At 45.0% G+C, this 17,544-nt stretch carries 18 protein-coding genes; 1 reads left to right on the top strand and 17 read right to left on the bottom strand.

Annotation, left to right across the window (positions count from 1 at the left end; translation table 11 throughout):
- Positions 1–183: 183 nt before the first annotated feature.
- The 4 genes from Q0C19_RS01470 to pheS are packed head-to-tail and all read right to left on the bottom strand — an operon-like array spanning position 184 to position 5,604.
- Positions 184–1,014: a 4-hydroxy-3-methylbut-2-enyl diphosphate reductase gene (locus Q0C19_RS01470; RefSeq protein ID WP_295052123.1), complete on the bottom strand. Its 831-nt coding sequence runs from the start codon at positions 1,012–1,014 to the stop codon at positions 184–186.
- Positions 1,011–2,288: a 3-phosphoshikimate 1-carboxyvinyltransferase gene (gene aroA / locus Q0C19_RS01465; protein WP_295052120.1), complete on the bottom strand. Its 1,278-nt coding sequence runs from the start codon at positions 2,286–2,288 to the stop codon at positions 1,011–1,013. Before aroA ends, Q0C19_RS01470 begins: the two co-directional genes overlap by 4 nt.
- Entirely contained in the window at positions 2,285–4,615 is a 2,331-nt protein-coding gene (gene pheT, locus Q0C19_RS01460) for a phenylalanine--tRNA ligase subunit beta (protein ID WP_295052118.1), read from the bottom strand. The genes aroA and pheT overlap by 4 nt, the downstream gene beginning before the upstream one ends.
- Positions 4,612–5,604, bottom strand: a complete 993-nt coding sequence (gene pheS, locus Q0C19_RS01455; RefSeq protein WP_295052116.1) for a phenylalanine--tRNA ligase subunit alpha — start codon at positions 5,602–5,604, stop codon at positions 4,612–4,614. Before pheS ends, pheT begins: the two co-directional genes overlap by 4 nt.
- A gap of 160 nt (positions 5,605–5,764) precedes the next feature.
- Here pheS and Q0C19_RS01450 point away from each other — a divergent pair, with 160 nt between their 5' ends.
- Positions 5,765–6,121, top strand: a complete 357-nt coding sequence (locus Q0C19_RS01450) for a histidine triad nucleotide-binding protein (protein ID WP_295052113.1) — start codon at positions 5,765–5,767, stop codon at positions 6,119–6,121.
- An 81-nt stretch (positions 6,122–6,202) separates the two neighbouring features.
- Here the strand turns inward: Q0C19_RS01450 and Q0C19_RS01445 are convergent, their stop codons facing one another.
- From Q0C19_RS01445 to Q0C19_RS01385, 13 genes are all read right to left on the bottom strand, one after another.
- Entirely contained in the window at positions 6,203–6,667 is a 465-nt protein-coding gene (locus Q0C19_RS01445) for an OsmC family protein (protein ID WP_295052110.1), read from the bottom strand.
- The gene (gene argH, locus Q0C19_RS01440) at positions 6,664–8,049 is read right to left on the bottom strand and encodes an argininosuccinate lyase (protein ID WP_295052108.1); all 1,386 of its coding nucleotides are present in this window, start codon (positions 8,047–8,049) and stop codon (positions 6,664–6,666) included. Before argH ends, Q0C19_RS01445 begins: the two co-directional genes overlap by 4 nt.
- A gap of 85 nt (positions 8,050–8,134) precedes the next feature.
- On the bottom strand, positions 8,135–8,470 hold the full coding sequence (locus tag Q0C19_RS01435) for a cytochrome C (protein WP_295052106.1): 336 nt from the start codon (positions 8,468–8,470) through the stop codon (positions 8,135–8,137).
- A 100-nt stretch (positions 8,471–8,570) separates the two neighbouring features.
- A complete protein-coding gene (locus Q0C19_RS01430; RefSeq protein WP_295052103.1) occupies positions 8,571–10,391 on the bottom strand; it encodes a menaquinone biosynthesis decarboxylase in 1,821 nt (606 codons plus the stop codon).
- 3 nt (positions 10,392–10,394) lie between these two features.
- Complete coding sequence (gene hemC / locus Q0C19_RS01425; RefSeq protein ID WP_295052100.1) at positions 10,395–11,336, bottom strand: hydroxymethylbilane synthase; 942 nt, start codon at positions 11,334–11,336, stop codon at positions 10,395–10,397.
- 3 nt (positions 11,337–11,339) lie between these two features.
- Complete coding sequence (locus Q0C19_RS01420; RefSeq protein WP_295052097.1) at positions 11,340–12,176, bottom strand: DsbA family protein; 837 nt, start codon at positions 12,174–12,176, stop codon at positions 11,340–11,342.
- On the bottom strand, positions 12,130–12,537 hold the full coding sequence (locus Q0C19_RS01415) for an FxsA family protein (protein WP_295052094.1): 408 nt from the start codon (positions 12,535–12,537) through the stop codon (positions 12,130–12,132). Before Q0C19_RS01415 ends, Q0C19_RS01420 begins: the two co-directional genes overlap by 47 nt.
- The gene (locus Q0C19_RS01410) at positions 12,534–14,237 is read right to left on the bottom strand and encodes a proline--tRNA ligase (RefSeq protein ID WP_295052090.1); all 1,704 of its coding nucleotides are present in this window, start codon (positions 14,235–14,237) and stop codon (positions 12,534–12,536) included. The genes Q0C19_RS01415 and Q0C19_RS01410 overlap by 4 nt, the downstream gene beginning before the upstream one ends.
- Complete coding sequence (hemA, locus tag Q0C19_RS01405; RefSeq protein WP_295052087.1) at positions 14,237–15,529, bottom strand: glutamyl-tRNA reductase; 1,293 nt, start codon at positions 15,527–15,529, stop codon at positions 14,237–14,239. Before hemA ends, Q0C19_RS01410 begins: the two co-directional genes overlap by 1 nt.
- Positions 15,529–16,416 carry a polyprenyl synthetase family protein gene (locus tag Q0C19_RS01400; RefSeq protein ID WP_295052125.1) on the bottom strand — a complete coding sequence of 296 codons (888 nt, stop codon included), beginning with the start codon at positions 16,414–16,416 and terminating at the stop codon, positions 15,529–15,531. The genes hemA and Q0C19_RS01400 overlap by 1 nt, the downstream gene beginning before the upstream one ends.
- Positions 16,417–16,427: 11 nt before the next feature.
- Complete coding sequence (locus Q0C19_RS01395; protein WP_295052084.1) at positions 16,428–16,838, bottom strand: hypothetical protein; 411 nt, start codon at positions 16,836–16,838, stop codon at positions 16,428–16,430.
- 2 nt (positions 16,839–16,840) lie between these two features.
- Positions 16,841–17,125, bottom strand: coding sequence for a DUF2018 family protein (locus Q0C19_RS01390; RefSeq protein WP_295052081.1), 285 nt, complete (start codon positions 17,123–17,125; stop codon positions 16,841–16,843).
- Between the two features lie 135 nt (positions 17,126–17,260).
- Positions 17,261–17,539: a hypothetical protein gene (locus tag Q0C19_RS01385; RefSeq protein ID WP_295052078.1), complete on the bottom strand. Its 279-nt coding sequence runs from the start codon at positions 17,537–17,539 to the stop codon at positions 17,261–17,263.
- Between the last annotated feature and the right edge of the window lie 5 nt (positions 17,540–17,544).

The raw sequence follows: 17,544 nt of genomic DNA, 5'->3' as shown, positions 1-17,544 counted from the left end.
TTCCGCCGATTCCGAAAGTTGATTGATCGAGTTTGGGAGAGATTCGCTCGTCATGCACGTACATCATTTTTGCATATCCGGTGACACTGCTCTTTTCCAATGCAGCAAAGAGCGTCTCATCTCCGCTAAGTGATGCGAATAGAATTAAGAGGAGAAAAAAAGAGTTAAATTTCACACGGCATATCAGTTGTCAATCTTTTTGATTGCCGTAATAACATCCTCAATAATCCAATCAGGAGTAGAAGCTCCAGCACTGATTCCGCAGAAATTTTTACCCAAAAACCATTCAGACTGCAGATCGTTTTGACTTTCAATGTGATAGCTATCACGACAATACTCTTTTGCAATAGAGTGGAGCTGTTTGGTATTGGAAGAGTTTTTACCCCCTATAACGATCATAACATCGGCCTGTTGTGCCAATTCACGCACGGCGTCTTGGTTGTCGAAGGTTGCATTGCAGATAGTATTGAATACCCTAACCTCTTTATGCTTTGCCATCAGCTTCCCAATGATTTGCTGATACTCTTCAATTTTTCGGGTTGTTTGGGCTACGGTCGCTACTTTTTCCCGCAATCGCAAACCCTCGATTTCGCTGGGGCTGTTGACGACAAAAACATTGCCGATCGCATAGCTTTTCACCCCTTTGATCTCAGGATGGCTTTCATCTCCGAATATGACGATATCATACCCCAATGCACTCATCTCTTCACAGATCTGCTGCGGTTTTGTCACATAAGGGCACGTTGCATCAATGACGTTTACATCACGTTCGTTGAGAGTAGAGAGTTCTTGCTTCGGAATCCCATGAGTACGGATTACCGCGGTGTCTCCCGCTTTAAAACTCTCCAAATTTTCACTCAACGCAACGTTAAAATCATTTTTGAGACGGTCTATCTCGTTGGCATTATGAATTAGCGGGCCGTATGTTGATGAATTTCGGTTCTCTTCGGCAATTTTTATTGCCCTTTTCACACCGAAACAAAATCCGTAGCTCTCCGCTAAAACGATTTTCATCGCTCGACCTTTGTACACATCCCCAAAAGTTCAAAAAAGTTCGGAAACGAGGTATTGATACACTCGATATCCTCTACCTCCATACCGCATTTAAGACCCGCAATAAGAAAACTCATCGCAATACGGTGATCACCGAAACTGTTCACGACCGCACTTTTAAGCTCGCCTCCGACAACGGCATATCCATCAGGATACTCTTCCGTCTCTATGCCGCAAAGATTGAGATTATCAACAACCGTTTTAATTCGGTCAGACTCTTTAACACGTAACTCTTCGGCATTTTTAATGATACTTTTCCCCTCGGCACACGCCATTGCGATAGAGAGTGCAGGCAATTCGTCGATCAGCCAAGCGATATTCTCTTCGACAACAACCCCTTTGAGCGGAGCGTACTTGAGCGTAATGGTTCCGATAAGTTCGTAACGTTCACTAGTGGGGGTGTAGGTAATATCCGCACCCATTTTTTCTAGCACTTTGAATGCTTCGATGCGGGTCGGATTCAACATTACCCCTTCGATAACTGCCGTTGAGTTTGGGGTGATCGCCGCAGCGACCGCAAAGAAAAAAGCGCTCGATGGATCGGCTGGAACACGTATATTTAAAGGTTCTAACGGTTTTTCTAAAGGCCAAACTCTAGTCAATAGACCATCCATATGAAGCGTTGCGCCCATGCCCGATAACATTCGTTCCGTATGGTCACGACTACGCTCCGGTTCTTTGAACGTACAGACACCGTCGGAGCGAAGAGCGGCTAAAATCATCGCACTTTTGACCTGCGCCGAAGCGATCGGAGAGACATAATCGAATGCTTTGAGAGATGCGCCACGAATGGAGAGAGGAGCAAGATCACCGTTATTGCGTCCGTCCAATTTGGCTCCGATGGAACGCAACGGCTGAGTCACCCGCTTCATCGGACGGCGTTTAAGATATTCATCTCCCGTCAAGACAAAATGTCCCTCTGCCGAAGAGAGGAGTCCGCAAAACAGACGCATCCCGGTACCGGAGTTTCCACAATCGAGAATTTCAGATGTTTCGTGTATACCCGTTGATCGAATCGTAATCACCGATCCGTCATCGTTGATTTCAGCTCCAAGATGACCTACGATTTTCAGAGTATTGAGAGTATCTTCGGCGCGAAGAAAGTTCTCGATCCGACTTTCCCCTTCGGCTAAAACAGCAAACATCGCACATCGGTGCGAAATCGATTTATCGGGTGCAATCGCATCGCTTTTAAATTCAAACGGCTGTGCAGAATAAACCTTGGCGGACATCATCTCAAACCTGCGCCCAATTCATCTCTAAGACCGCTGAGTATCCACTCCATAGCGGCATTGATATCCTCTTCTTCCAACGTCTTTTCATCCGATTGAAGGACAAAACGAAGCGTTAGACTCATCTGCTCGCCTAAACTCTCTGAGACATAACGATCGACAGGATAAAATCGTCGAACCTGTGCCGAAGAGTGTTTTTCAATGACGGCTTTAATCGTCTCATAACGCACTTCTTTCGAAATAATAACACTCAAATCCCGGTACGATGCTTGATATTTTGAATACGGTTGTGCTTCAATCAAAGCATACGGCAGAGTATCCATTTTAAGTTCGCACATAAACGTTTGGGGAAGATCAAATTCCTCTTCGACTTGCGGATGAAGACGGAAAAGTTCTCCTGCTTCGGCACCGTTAATAAATACTTTAGCACAAACATACGGATGAGCCAAAGAATGAGTAGGTGTATGAGAAACCAATTCAAAGGAGCCGCACACATCGGCAATCAGCTTGGTAAATGAGGCAAAATCGATCACGGCAGGTTTGCCTGCATTGGCAATTTTTTCGCTCTCCATCGCACCCGAAACAATAAAGCCGATATGTTTTGATTCTTGGCGATCCGTATTAAAAACCATCCCCGTTTCAAACAGAGCGATTTTCTTTTGATTCACTTTGACATTTGCCGAAGCCGAATTTAAAAGGCCCATCAAAAGCGTCGGTCGAAGAGTATCAAACGTCGCCGTAATCGGGTTCAAAAGCTCTTTTGAAGCTTCGGTACAGACAAATCCGAATTTTTCAACTTGTACGCGTTCATTGAAAACAAAATGGACCGACTCATAAAATCCGCTTTGTGCCGCACGGTGACGATAGAGCCGTGTCTTTCTGTACTCTGCCAAATCATCGCTCATTTGGTTCGCTTCCGCAAAAACAAGCGGCTTGGAAGGGATATTATCGATTCCGACAATACGGACAACCTCTTCAATAATATCTTGTTTGTTCACGATATCGTGACGGAACTTCGGTACCGAAATAGCGAATGTCGATCCCTTCGGCTTGCCGATATCTAACCCGAGATTTTTAAATATCTGCGTAATACGCGTTTTATCGATTTTAAGACCGATAAAGGATTCAAATTCCGCTTCAACCATACTGATGATGCGAGGTTCGTATGAACTTGTCAGCTCAATATTTCCCCCGTACACTTGTGAAGACGAATATTTCTCGAACAGTTCTGCCGCATAGCGTATACCCATCTCGATTGACGGTTCACTTCCTCGAGAGGTTCGATAATAGTGGGGGCAACTCGGAACTTTTTTCTCTCCCATTTTTTGAGAAACAACATCCGGAGCAATATAACTCGCTTCAATAACCGCTAGTCCTTCATTCGCACCAAAATGGGCCTCTTTCTCTTGGGAAACTCCGATCACGGAGAGCTTCTCTTTGCCGTACAATGCGGCATAACCGTTTTCATCCGTCTCAAGGGTGATAATCCCTTTGTTCTCTACATCGCCGAATTTTTCAAATGGGTAAGCGCGTAAAATAACACCCGTACTTTGCGTTGCATATTTGAGCACTGCATCCACTGCTGTCGTGTAGACCTCTTCAATAATCGCTAAACGGAGTGAAATGATCAAAGGGACACTGAGCTCTTTAACCTCTACCGCACCGAATAAAAGAGCGGCATTAAATGTTTCGGTATGCTGCAGCTGCAAAATGCGTCCGATACCCAAGCGCCCCTCTTGATCATCTTTGACATTCTTCTCACGAAGCGGCCGTGACAACGCCGCTCGTAAATCACGCGCAACACCGTGAATGCTCAAACAGTCACCGCGGTTGGCGGTCAATTCAATCTCAATGACATCATCATTGAATAAACCGTATTGATTGAGATTTTGACCCAATACCAATTCGCCGATACTCGCATCGAGGATCATGATCCCCTCGCCCATAGAGGGGAGCCCAATCTCTTTGGCGGAGCAGATCATGCCGTGTGAATCAACACCGCGCAATTTTGCCTCTTTGATTTTTAAGCCGCCCGGAAGTTCCGCACCGACGGTGGCCAATGCGATATGAATACCTTCACGGACATTGGATGCGCCGCACACGATTTGACGCACTTCTTTACCCACATTGACTTGACACACATTGAGCTTATCGGCATCGGGATGCTTTTCACATTTTTCGACAAACCCTACGACAACCCCATCAGCCACGTGGATGGCATCATGCCGATCCACTTCCAAGCCGATCGAATTTAATGTTTTAAGCAACAGCTCCGTACTGACGTCAGTAAGATCGATCCATTCGTTTAACCAATTTTTTGTTACGATCATCTAAACTGCTCCAATAATCTCGTATCTCCCTCAAACAAAGAGCGTAAATCGCCGATTCGGTGTATCAGCATCGCAAACCGCTCAACCCCTAAACCGAACGCATAGCCGCTGACATTCTCATAACCGACCGCTTTAAAGACGTTCGGATCGACAATACCGCATCCGAGTACTTCCAGCCACCCCGTTTTTGAACAAACACGGCAACCCTCTCCTGCACAAAAAATACAGCTGATATCGACTTCGGCCGATGGCTCCGTAAACGGAAAGAAACTCGGTCGAAAACGGACTTCAACATCCCCAAACATCGTTTTAAGAAAATCTTCAAGGATAAATTTGAGATTGGCGAACGAAACTTTCCCCGCTTCTTCAACGACAAGCCCCTCCACCTGATGAAACATCGGAGTATGGGTGATGTCGTAATCACGTCGGAATACCGCACCCGGAGCAATCATCCGGATCGGCGGCTGCGTAGAGAGCATCGTGCGGATTTGTACCGGCGAGGTATGGGTACGAAGCAGCATCGAATCTTTGAAATAAAAGGTATCCTGCATATCGCGCGCCGGATGGTATTTCGGAAGGTTCAACGCTTCAAAATTATGAAAATCGTCTTCTACCATCGGCCCTGTTTGTACCGAGAAATTCATAGCGACGAAATACTCGACAATGCGATCCATCGTCTCCATCACCGGATGCAGCGACCCGCGCTCCGTGTCGGTAGAATAAAGACTAACGTCAATCGCTTCTGCCTTCATCGTCGCTTGCAAATGTTCCATCGCCAGGAAAAGCTTGCGATCCACCAACAAAGCGTTTAATCCCTCTTTGTGGATATTAAGCTCTTTAGCAAACGTCCCTTTTTCAGCATCGGGAATGTCTTTCATACGGGCGAACTCAGCGTTCATAATCCCTTTTTTTCCGAAAACGGCGATTCGGATCTCTTCGATTTTATCTATCGAGTCGGCCGATTTTATAGCGTCATACCACTCTTGCAAAATAGAGTCTCCATTGATGGTTTTGTGAAAGCTTTAAAATATATTATCACTATTTCTGAAAGTGCTTTCAATTTGAAATATATTATAGTCAAAACTCTTTTATAAATTGCTTCAAGCGATTATCCATGTGCTACAATAGCATAAAAAAATGAGGTTAAACATGTGCATTTTCTGTAAAATAATTCATAAAGAAATCCCTTCCAATACCGTAGCTGAAAACGAAGAATTTTATGCGTTTCATGACATTAATCCAAAAGCGCCCGTTCATGTTTTAGCAATCCCGAAAGCGCATTATCAAAGTTTCAACGATATTCCGGGTGATGTGATGGGGAGAATGTCAACGTTTATGCAAGAGGTCGCCAAAACGTGCGGAATTGATGAGAGCGGGTACCGTATCATCAGTAATATCGGCGAAAACGGCGCTCAGGAAGTAGGACACCTGCACTTCCACATCCTCGGCGGAGCGAAGCTCAAATGGGGCCATTTTGCCGATGCTGATCCAAAAGACTTTTTTTGATTGTAAAGAGTTAAGATCCTGAATCAAGTTCAGGATGACAATATTTCGTCATTCCGTGCTCGACACGGAATCGAAAACAGATTACGCATTACACCCTTGCAATGCACCGAAATCGACACTGCTCCCACCGCCGCTGATCATTTTTTCATTTTCACGAATTATATTGCCGTTATGGATAATCGTGTAAGTGATCGCCGTGGTGTCACGAATCGTATTGATCGTTGAGCAGTAGGTCTCCAAACTCGCCATTACCCAGCGTGCAGCAAGTGTATCGTCCACATCGGATTCAAATCGGTATTCTAGATGAAGAGCATTGAACTTGCGCGGTGCAGACTCGTTGCGAACCACTTCTCCCGAAACTTCAAGATTTTTAACCTCATATCCTTGCTGCTTAGGGAGCATTACGACATCGGTCGCACTGCACGTAATAATCCCGCTTAAAAAATACTCGATCGGCGAGATTTGGGGACAATCGATAATAAAACTGTTTTTTTCGGTTTTGGCTTCAAAACGCATTGCGTCTTGGTGAGAGACGGTGATTTTCATCGGATATCCTTAAGATAATGGTCAAAATAGATAATTTGTTCCAGAGTACGCAATTGTGCGGTTCCCCCCTGAGACGTACGAGCATTCATCGAGTGCTCAATCCCCAAGTACGCGATAACATCCTCTTTGATACGATCATCAATCGCATGAAGTTCCGAATACGCGATGTCGCTTAGATCAATTCCGAGTACTTCGGCACGGGCAACCGCACGTCCGGTAATGTGGTGCGCTTCACGAAACGGTACACCGCAATGCTCAACCAGATAATCGGCCAAATCGGTAGCGGACAGATGCCCAAGCTTACACGCACGTTCCATATTATGAGGTTTGATGGTCATAGTTTTGAGGGCTTCACGGAGAATTTCGAGAGAGATTTCAGCCGTTTCAACGCTGTCAAACACCCCTTCTTTATCCTCTTGCGTATCTTTGTTGTAAGCTAAAGGAAGCCCTTTCATTACGGTCAAAAGTCCCATAAGATTTCCGAATACTCTGCCCGTTTTGCCGCGAAGAAGTTCAGGAACATCGGGGTTTTTCTTTTGAGGCATGATAGAGCTTCCGGTAGAATACTGATCGGAAAGTTCCACAAAACGGAATTCATAACTTGACCACATAATAATCTCTTCCGCCAGACGGGAAATATGCATCATGAGCGTCGAGATATTAAACAAAATCTCCAAGGCAAAATCGCGATCGCTCACCGTATCGAGACAATTGATACTTACCGAATCAAATCCGAGGCTTTTCGCCGTCATTTCTCGGTTGATATTGTGGGGTGTCCCGGCGAGTGCGGCACATCCGATCGGAGAGATATTATTACGTTCCGCACTGCTCTCAAAACGCTCACAATCACGTTTGAACATAGAGACATAGGCGAGCAGGTGGAATGCAAAGTTAATCGGCTGTGCGTGCTGCAGATGAGTCATACCCGGCAACAAAGTTGACGTATGATCGCGGGCAATATCAACAACGACTTCCATTAGAGCTTTAATCTGTTCCACAATCTCACGATTTTTGCGGAGTACGTAGCGACGAAAATCAAGAGCGACCTGATCGTTACGGCTGCGCGCCGTATGAAGTTTTTTTCCCGCTTCGCCGATGATAGCGGTGAGCCGTTTTTCAATTGCCATATGAAGATCTTCGTCACCGATTTTCCATTCGAATACACCCGACTCGATTTCACTGAGCACCTGAGCCATCCCTTTTTCGATTGAGATACGCTCTTCATCGGTTAAAATCCCTTGATGAGCCAACATTTGTGCATGCGCGATTGAACCTTCGATATCTTCACGGTAAAGTTTTTGATCAAACATGATCGAGGCATTAAATTTTTCCAAAAGGGTTGACGCATCTTGTGTGAAACGTCCGGACCACATCTTTTCCATGGTATCTCCGAATAGTGTTAAGTAGGGTATTTTAGCGAAGTTTGGTTTAGAAGAAAATCATCCCCTCGGGGACGTGAAGATTTGATTAATTACAGGCAGGAACATTTCCGCTATCGGCTGCATATTCAACCAAAAAATCTTCCAGATGTTTAGCGTTTTTACTATAGGTTCGACTATTAAAATAAGGCCATGAAGCTTCTGCTTTTTTGGAATTCAGATGAATTTGGGCTAATTTGTCACCGTCATTTTCCATCACTTTTGCCCATGCACGCTGTTTTTTGGATCCGGCTAACGCCTGCCCCCCGCCGTGACACTCTTTACACGTCTCGATATAAATTTTTTGCCCTTTGTATGTGGCCGCGTTAAGAGTGGACAAACCGGCTAAAAATATAACTGCTACTGTAGCATAAAAGGTGCGCATTGGAATCTATTCCTATTCTATATCTATGTTATTAATACTACTTTAGCAATTCTAATATATTGCTTAAGTTTTCCCCTCTAAGTCAAGGGGAAGAAGAGCCTCAGAGCTGGTATTTTTTCTCTAATTTCGGATCTAAATCCCAAAGAGAAAGAGCTTTAAGATGTTCCACAACAGAGGGGGTACACTCGACATCCCCCGGCCATTCGCGCTCATATCCGTCTACTGCCGTTTTCATCGTACCGTCTATTGCGACAATAGCCTCCGAACGGTATATATCACGAGCGGCATCCATATTATTGGTTACCCTCCAAATAAGCATATAAGGGTTGTGAATATCGTTTTTAGCTTCATCCACAAACACAACGATACGCAATACCGATTTAAACGCTTCCAAAGCACTAAAATAAGCTTTGAGAGAACGGGTTTTATTAACGCTTATGACCGTTATCGGATTAAGGGTATGTCGCATATACTGTGTAAGTCCCGTCACTTCAGGGATAAGGGCACGTACTTTTTCCAATAATACAGAGCTGTCAATCGATTCAGGAGCAATCGGTGAATACGATGCCGTAAAATCGATTCCGAGTTTTCCGCCGACGAGCGATTCGGGGCTGGAGTGATCCAGTGCATCGGTTATCCCTTCCGAGATAAAGAGACACTTTGGAAGAAAGCGATTCAAGGCATAGGTCACAAGAGCTTCATAATTATTCAACTTAGGGGCATCTTCTCCGAAGAACAACGCATGCTTAACAAAGCTCATCTGCCCCGAACCCCAAAAAATATGCATAAACTGCTTGGCATGTCCTTTGTAGAGAGGTTTCATTTTAGCTAAAATCAGATTATGAAACACTCCGTTCTCCGGCATGTGATAATCGATTAAATCGGCCGCATTGGTTTTGAGTAACGGCAAGAATACCCGCTCCGTCGCCCATCCCATATATTTGTCTTCCAACGGCGGCTTTCCGACGACCGTAGCCAGATAATACGGTGTCTTGCGGTGAGTTATCGCACTCACTTCCAACTCGGGATAAAACTCTTTCAGTGTGTAATACCCTGTATGATCGCCAAAAGGTCCCTCAACCCGAAGTTTTGCGGTATCCACCCACCCTTCGATCACAAAATCGACATCTTCGGGAATAAAAAGCGGCGTGGTCAACGATTCAACGAGCTTCGGAGACTCTTTTTTAATTAAACCGTACAAGAGCAATTCATTGACACCGTACGGCAATGGAGCCGTCGCACACCAGGTATAGAGAGGATCTCCACCGATAGCGATGGTGACGGGCATTTTTTTCCACTCGCGCTGATACTGATCAAAAAAGTGGGAAGAGTCCTTATGGATCTGCCAATGCATCCCCAAATGGTTCTTGTCATACACCTGCAAACGGTACATCCCTAAATTGACTAGAGCTCCGTCCAGACTTTGGGTATAGACCTGCCCCATCGTAATAAACGGACCGCCGTCCTCTTCCCACGTCGTTAAAATAGGCAAGTCATAAAGATTTACTTCATCGCCTTGCTTTACGATCTCTTGACAGCTTCCGCGTGTTTTAAGTTTTTTAGGAAACATATCTTTCATCGCGAACAAATCGCCGAGCATTCCGATTTTTTCTTTAAACCCTTGAGGCGGTTTCATGTGAAGTAGTTTTTCAATCTCACTCGCTACCCCCTCTATCTCTCGACCGAAAAGAATCTCTGTGCGACGGTATGAACCGAACAGATTCATCACAACGGGGAAATCAAATTTTTGACCCGTAGCTTTATCAACGGGATGGGTAAAAAGGAGTGCTTTCCCCCCGTTTTCCTTCTTTACCTCGGCATACGCCAAATGAGGAATTTCGAGTTTAATATCCAAAGGGGTGTCAATAATACGCAACTCCCCTTTTTCGTGAAGAAGATCGATTGTTTTTTCTAATGTCACAGTTTAACCCTTATTTGCCATAGCTTCAGCCCGGTGCAGCAGTTCCATCGCACCCCGGGTAATCAAACGCTCCGCCATTGCTTCACCGACACGCTCGGTTTGCTCTTTTAAAACAACAATTTCATCTCCCATCACTTCAGACCCATCTGGCATGCCGAGCGTTGAACGGACAATCACTTCTCCGTTTGGCTGAACTCGGGCACTCACTCCGATAGGAACCTGACACCCACCTTGCAATGTATCGACAAAGCCTCGCTCAATCGTTGTCTCGATACGGCTGTCAGCATCTTCTAAAAAGGCCGCAATTTCGAGAACCCACGGCTCATTTACCGTTTCGATTCCAAGAGCTCCCTGCCCCATTGCCGGAAGCATATCATCGAGAGGTATCGGATAAAAATATTTCACCAAATCCGAAAAGCCCAAACGGTTAATCCCAGCTGCCGCAAGAATAATCGCATCAAACTCTCCATCTTTGAGCTTTCGGATACGGGTATCGACATTCCCGCGTAAATCTTTGATCACCAAATCGGGACGCTGCAGTGCGAGCTGCATACGACGCCGTAATGAAGAAGTACCCACTACCGCCCCTTGAGGAAGCGAAATAATGTCAGGATACTTTTCACTGAGCATGGCATCACGGACATCCTCGCGCACCGTAATCGCTGAGAGTAACAATCCCTCCGGCATCACCGTAGGAACGTCTTTAAGCGAATGAACTGCCATCTGTGCCTCTCCACGGAGCATAGACTCTTCGATCTCTTTAAGGAAAAGCCCTTTCCCCCCGATTTTGGCCAAAGGAACATCTAAAATTTTATCTCCCGAAGTGATAATAATTTTGAGTTCCACTTCAACATCGCTAAATTGTGATTCGATCACCGATTTGATGTGATTGGACTGCCAGAGGGCAAGTTTGCTTCCGCGTGTTGCGATGGTGAGTTTTTTCATCAATTATTTAACCTTTACGTCTTTGTATTTTGTTTTTGAAGGATCTTTTTGTCCGTTAAAAAAGACGGTCGGAGTACCGGATACCATCATCGATTCTGCTACATTTTGATCAAACTGAAATTGTTTAATGACGGATGAGCGGCGGATATCCTCTTTATCAATCTTTGTTCCGAAAGTTTTATTGAAAGCGTTAAGAATTTTTTGTTCGTCCTTTTCGCTCGCATTGATATCCACTTTATAAAGGGTAAGCACTGCATTGTCAATACCGTCTTGTTCAGCCGCAATCGCCGCTTTGGTCAACGTAACCGCCGCAGGATGCAATCCGGAAAGAGGAAAGTGGTAATAATAAACGGCAAACGTTTTAGGATATTTTGCCATATAGGAGAGGGCTTCAGGGACATAACGGCGACAAAAAGGGCACAAAGGATCAGAGAAAATCGCAACTTTTTGAGGGGCGGTTATTTCACCGCTGATACGATTACTCTTGGTGTAAAAGGCATTGCTAAAATCAGGAGTTACCGTATCATTGTAACGCTCGCCGGTTTTTAAGTTGATCAATTCTGGCGCGATAACATTACCGTTGACAAAATAGGTGCCGTTTTGGTTGATATGACGAATATCATTCCCCTGTTTTACGTCCGCCTCAATTTTCATAAAATAGGCTTGCCATCCGCTCATCGACGCAATATTTTTTTTACCGCTTACATCGACTTGCAAATTTGTGATATTTGGGTTGCTGCCGATCCCACTTTTTAAAAAAGTGATGACTTCGGCATCCGTTGCCGCCATAAGACTAGCGCAGAGCAGTAGTGTGCTCGATAATTTCAGCATCAATGACATGATCGTCCTTTGGTTGGGTTGGTGGTTGATATTTTCGCGTAAATCGGTTAATGATCAGTGTCACTACGAGAAAAAACTGCATCAGTATACCGATAACATCGGATAAAAATCCGGGGAGAATAAGGAGAATCGCTCCCAATAATCCCAATATATTTCGATTCGAAAATCCCTGCATATCGATTTGTCGTGTCCGAAGCGCATCAAGATTTTCTGCTAAAGCGTGACGAAAATTCATTAGAATGAATATCCCGAAAAACGCGCTTCCGACAATCTCTAAAAAAGTGGCTAATCCACCGATTCGTGAAGCGATCTCAACTGTGAGACTTACTTCCAGAAAAAGATAGATCAAAAAATAGATCATCGAGACAATTCCTCGATTTTACTGAGTACGTCCGCCGCATTGACGGTAATCATTTCACAGGTGGCACGCACCATAATCTGAACTAACCCGTTATCAAGTTCTTTTCCGATAATAATCGTAAAAGGGAAGCCTATTAATTCGGCATCTGACATTTTAAACCCGAAACGCTCTTTACGATCATCCAGCATCGTCTCGATACCCCGAGCTTGCAATGATCCATAAAGCTCTTCGGCATAAGCCATATGGGACTCTTCTTTGATATTGGAGACCATTACGTTGACCAGATACGGAGCTGTTGCGTGAGTCCAGATACACCCTTTTTCATCATGGTGCTGTTCGATGACGGCAGCGACCAGACGGCTGACACCCATTCCGTAGGTTCCCATGATGAACGGCTGGCTTCGTCCGTTTTCATCCAAAAACTCCGCTTTCAGCGGTGCAGAGTAAACGGTTCCGAGTTTGAAAATATGTCCGACTTCAATCCCTTTGGTATGGAGGATCTTACCGTTACAATGAGGGCATCCATCCCCTTCCTGAACGCTTGCGAGATCAGCAAAATGGGCTTCATTCATGACACTCAGATCTACCCCGACAAAATGGTAATCGGCTTCGTTTGCACCGCAAAACATTGCAGTCGCACCCTTCGTATCATTATCCATTACAATACGGATTTTCTCTTGATCAAGCGGTCCGATAAATCCCGGAACCAAACCGATCTCTATTAACTCCGCTTCGGTTGCATCTACCAAATCGATCGCACTGACACTGTTTCGTGCTTTTACCTCTTGAAGTTCGTCACATCCGCGAAGGAAAAAACAGACAAGTTCGCTCCCCTCCGTATACACCGCACGCTGAACAACCGCTTTGAGCGTATAGTATGGATCAACATGGAAAAAATTACTCAAATCCTCGATCGATTTGACATTCGGCGTTTTAAAGCGGGCAAAATCGGCACTCGGCGCTTCAGGGATCGCACTGCGTGGCGCGCGGCGTGCGGCTTCGACATTCGCACCGTATTCACACGTATCACATACTGCGAGGGTATCCTCACCGCTTCCGGCGAGAACCATCAACTCTTTTGAACCCGTACCCCCGATGGCACCGCTGTCCGCTTCAACCACGCGAAATTCAAGTCCCAAACGCTCCAAAATCCGTTTATACGCCGCTTCCATTGCATCAAATTCACGATCCAAATCTTCCGTTGTAGCATGAAAGCTGTAGCCGTCTTTCATCACAAACTCGCGTCCGCGCATCAGCCCGAATCTCGGACGCGCTTCATCACGGAATTTAGTTTTGATCTGATACAAATTAATCGGAAGCTGTTTATAGCTCGTGACACGGTTACGGACGATATTCACCATCATCTCTTCATGGGTAGGTCCGAGGACAAAAAGGTTCTCTTTACGGTCACGGAAACGGAGAAGCTCTTTGCCGAATTTCTCAATTCGTCCGCTCTCTTCCCATAACTCTGCAGGGGTAACAAAACTGAGATCGACCTCTTGAGCATCGCACGCTGCCATCTCTTCGTTAATAATATTTTCGATTTTGCGCAATACCCGCTTACCCATCGGTAAAAAATTATACAGTCCGGCAGCTACCTGCGTTACAAATCCGGCACGGGAGAGATAAATATGACTAGGGAGCTGGGCATCTTTCGGAGCTTCTTTAGTTGTTGGGATATAGGCTTTAGTAAAACGCATTATTTTCCTTTAGGGTAATAGGTACACGAAGTTTGGGAGAGATCAGAGCCTTCCTCTTGATTCATTAAAAAACTCATCGATTCGATCAAAGCATCCACGCGCATCGGATCGGAACCGTCACGCATCCGTTCGGCAAAAGGGTGCAAAAAACGTTTTAATGCCTGAAGCGTTGCTTTATGAACGGCATATTCATACTCTTTCGGGACATAACCGCTTTCGATAACACGCGTCGATTCTTGGAATGCGGCATTTGAAGCTTTGAGATACATATTTTTAATCAAAGGCTCGATGGAGAGCGTTTTCAGCCATTCAAAAAATCCTATTACATGACGGCGGATGATGACATAGGAGAGCTTGGCTTCATCCTCACGCAATGCGATGTTTTCACTCACGATCTCTTTGAGATCGTCCACATAAAAAAGACGAATAGACCAAAGAGCCGAATCGCATTCGATATCACGGGGAACCGCCATATCAAACCAATACCGCTCAAACGAAGTCGGTTTGATCATATCATCGGTAATAATCGGTGTAAGCGAGCCCGTTGCTGTAAATAACAGCTCGTTTTCATTGATGGCATAAGCAAGCTCTTCGAATGAACGGACGCGCGCATTGCACTCTGACGCGATGGCTTCGGCCTTTTCAAAAGTACGGTTCATCACCGTTACATCGACCCCTTGGGCACTGAGATGCTTACAGGTAATCACCGACATCTCACCTGAGCCGATCACCAGCGCCTTTTTGCCGCTTACGTCCCCCACAGACTCTTTGACCTTCGCTACGGCGACACTGGCAACGGAGACGGGTTTGGAAGAGATATTGGTTGCATTGCGCACATCGGCGGCACATTTAAAGGCATAGCTCATGGCTCGTCCGATTTTTTGTGCCGAAAATCCGTTATCAGCCGAGAGTTTATAGGCATCTTTGAGCTGACCGGCGATCTGTGTCTCCCCGACGACCATCGAATCAAGCGAACTCGCTACGCTGAAAAGGTGATGGATTCCCCCCTCATCATCAAACACATCGGCACGCTCGTGAAGTTCATGAGAGCTAAGTCCTGAATGGCTTGAAAGGAGTTCAAATAACGCCGCACTCGCAAGTTGGGTATCACTGCAGCTGCATACAATTTCGACGCGATTACAGGTGGAGAGGATCATCGATTCGCTGATACACGGATTGGTATTTAATGTTTCCATCGCTCGTATCCGAGCCGATTCATCGACAAATGCAAGCTTTTCCCGTATGGCTAGCGTCGAATTTTTATGCGAAAAACTAACAATTAAATAGTGCATCAATGGCTTCTTTTAATCACGGTTTCGATGATGGAACGTAGTGCCGCATTTTCACCGATCACTGAGATCGCTTCATCGCATAACGCACCGGCATGCTCATAAGAGCGTTCGATGACCTTGAATTCATCCATTTTGGAGCGGATCCACCCTTTTTCTTCTTTATTAAGAACTTTTCCATGAGACTGTACTAACCGCTCTTTTTCTTCCTCTCCCAGCCGCTCGTACAAATCGATATACGGCAATGTCACTTTTCCCTCGGAAAAATCATTCAGAGAAGGTTTCCCCAGTGTCGCTTCATCAGCGGTAATGTCCAGAATATCATCAACGATTTGAAAAGCCAATCCGAGATTTTTTCCGTATGTGGCATGAGCCTGAGCATCTTTACCTGCTAATATGGCGGCACTGTAAGCGCACGTTTCAATGAGTGTCGCCGTTTTGAGATAAAGCATTTTCAGATAGAGCTCACGGTCGGTATTAAACGATTCCGCCATAGAGACGTCCATCATCTCTCCGATCGAGAGACGAGTAACCGATTCGGCAACGGCACGAGCAATAGAAGGATCAAATGACGTGAGAGAGCTGAAGGCTTTGGAGTAGAGGATATCGCCGAGCATAATAGCGGTTTTGGACCCCTCTGTCGCATTGACCGAAGGGGTTCCTCGTCGGAGCTGCGCTTCATCGATCACATCATCGTGGAGCAGACTTGCCGCATGGATCAGCTCTACGATCGCACCGAGCAACGGTGCTGTGGCAGCTTCGGGGGCGATAGTCAATATCAGCCGTGCCCGAAGACGTTTTCCGCCCGAGAGTTTTTTAAAAAGTTCTGCGGCATGAGGATAATCGATTTCATCGATCAATCTGGCAATAAGGGTTTCTACAGTTTCCAACATTCCTATCATCACTTCTTAGTTAAATAATCCAACACGATTCGGCTCTCTTTATCAAATAAAAAGAGATCCATTTGCGCCGTCGCATTCCCCTCATCGAATTTTTTAAAAACGACAAGAACATAAGGAACATCTTTTTGGCTTCGCTTAGAAGGCAAAAGGACTTTTCGAAAGCTTTGGTTCGTATAGCCCGTATACAAAACATGCTGTCCGACAATTCGGTCAAAACTCTCATGAACAACTAAACCTTTATCGGTATAGAGTGTCCATCGAAAGTTCAAAAGCCGTTCTTGCCCTTCACTCTTGATGAGAATTTTAACCAACTCATCTTTTTTTAGCATAAAACTTTTCGATTCTCTCCACGCCGCCGCATCCAATGAAAAGAATACACCGAGTATCAAGAATAGAAAAAAGTTTTTCAAGACTACTCGTTTTGGGTCAATACGTTTCCGACCGAAATGATGTACAAATTTTTAGCCATCATATCGATCTCATCGGCACGCTCAAATTCCATCGACTTAATCACACGATCAATCTCTTGCTCTCCGTGAGTCTCTTGTAACATCACTTCCATCGCCGCTAAACGGGTCATCAAACGCTCTAATTCATTCTGAACCAAATCGCGGTTGGCGTTAAAAACGATATCCATAAATTTACTTTTCGGTGAACCTTGGAAAATATCGTCTTCGTCTTCAAACAGATTATACATTGTATCTCCAAAGTATCAATTTAAGTCGGGGATTATACCACCAGAATTCTTATTTGATTCGATAGATAATACGATAGAGCAATGGAATAGAGTTTGGATTAAATTAGTATATTTTAGAAGATGTGAAGAGCTCTCTTAAAAAAGAGTATCCAAGACCTGATTTTTGTATTTCATCGACTCCACTTTCGCCCGTATAAGTCGATTTTCTTCCAAAAGTGCATCGTGTTCATGACTGAGTGTTGAAATTTCACGGCTTTTGAAATAGATTTGAGTATTGATAAATATCTTCGGAAATACGATAACCAGAACTAGAAAAATACCCACGAAAACATTCCGCAAAAAAAGCGGCCCCATTGAATCTTGGGGACTGAGTATGTGCTGGGTCTCATCTAAAATATCGAGTTTTTCGCTCATGATTT

The sequence above is a fragment of the Sulfuricurvum sp. genome, from assembly GCF_023250475.1.
GTDB lineage: Bacteria > Campylobacterota > Campylobacteria > Campylobacterales > Sulfurimonadaceae > Sulfuricurvum.
This window is presented reverse-complemented; position numbering and strand designations above follow the sequence as displayed.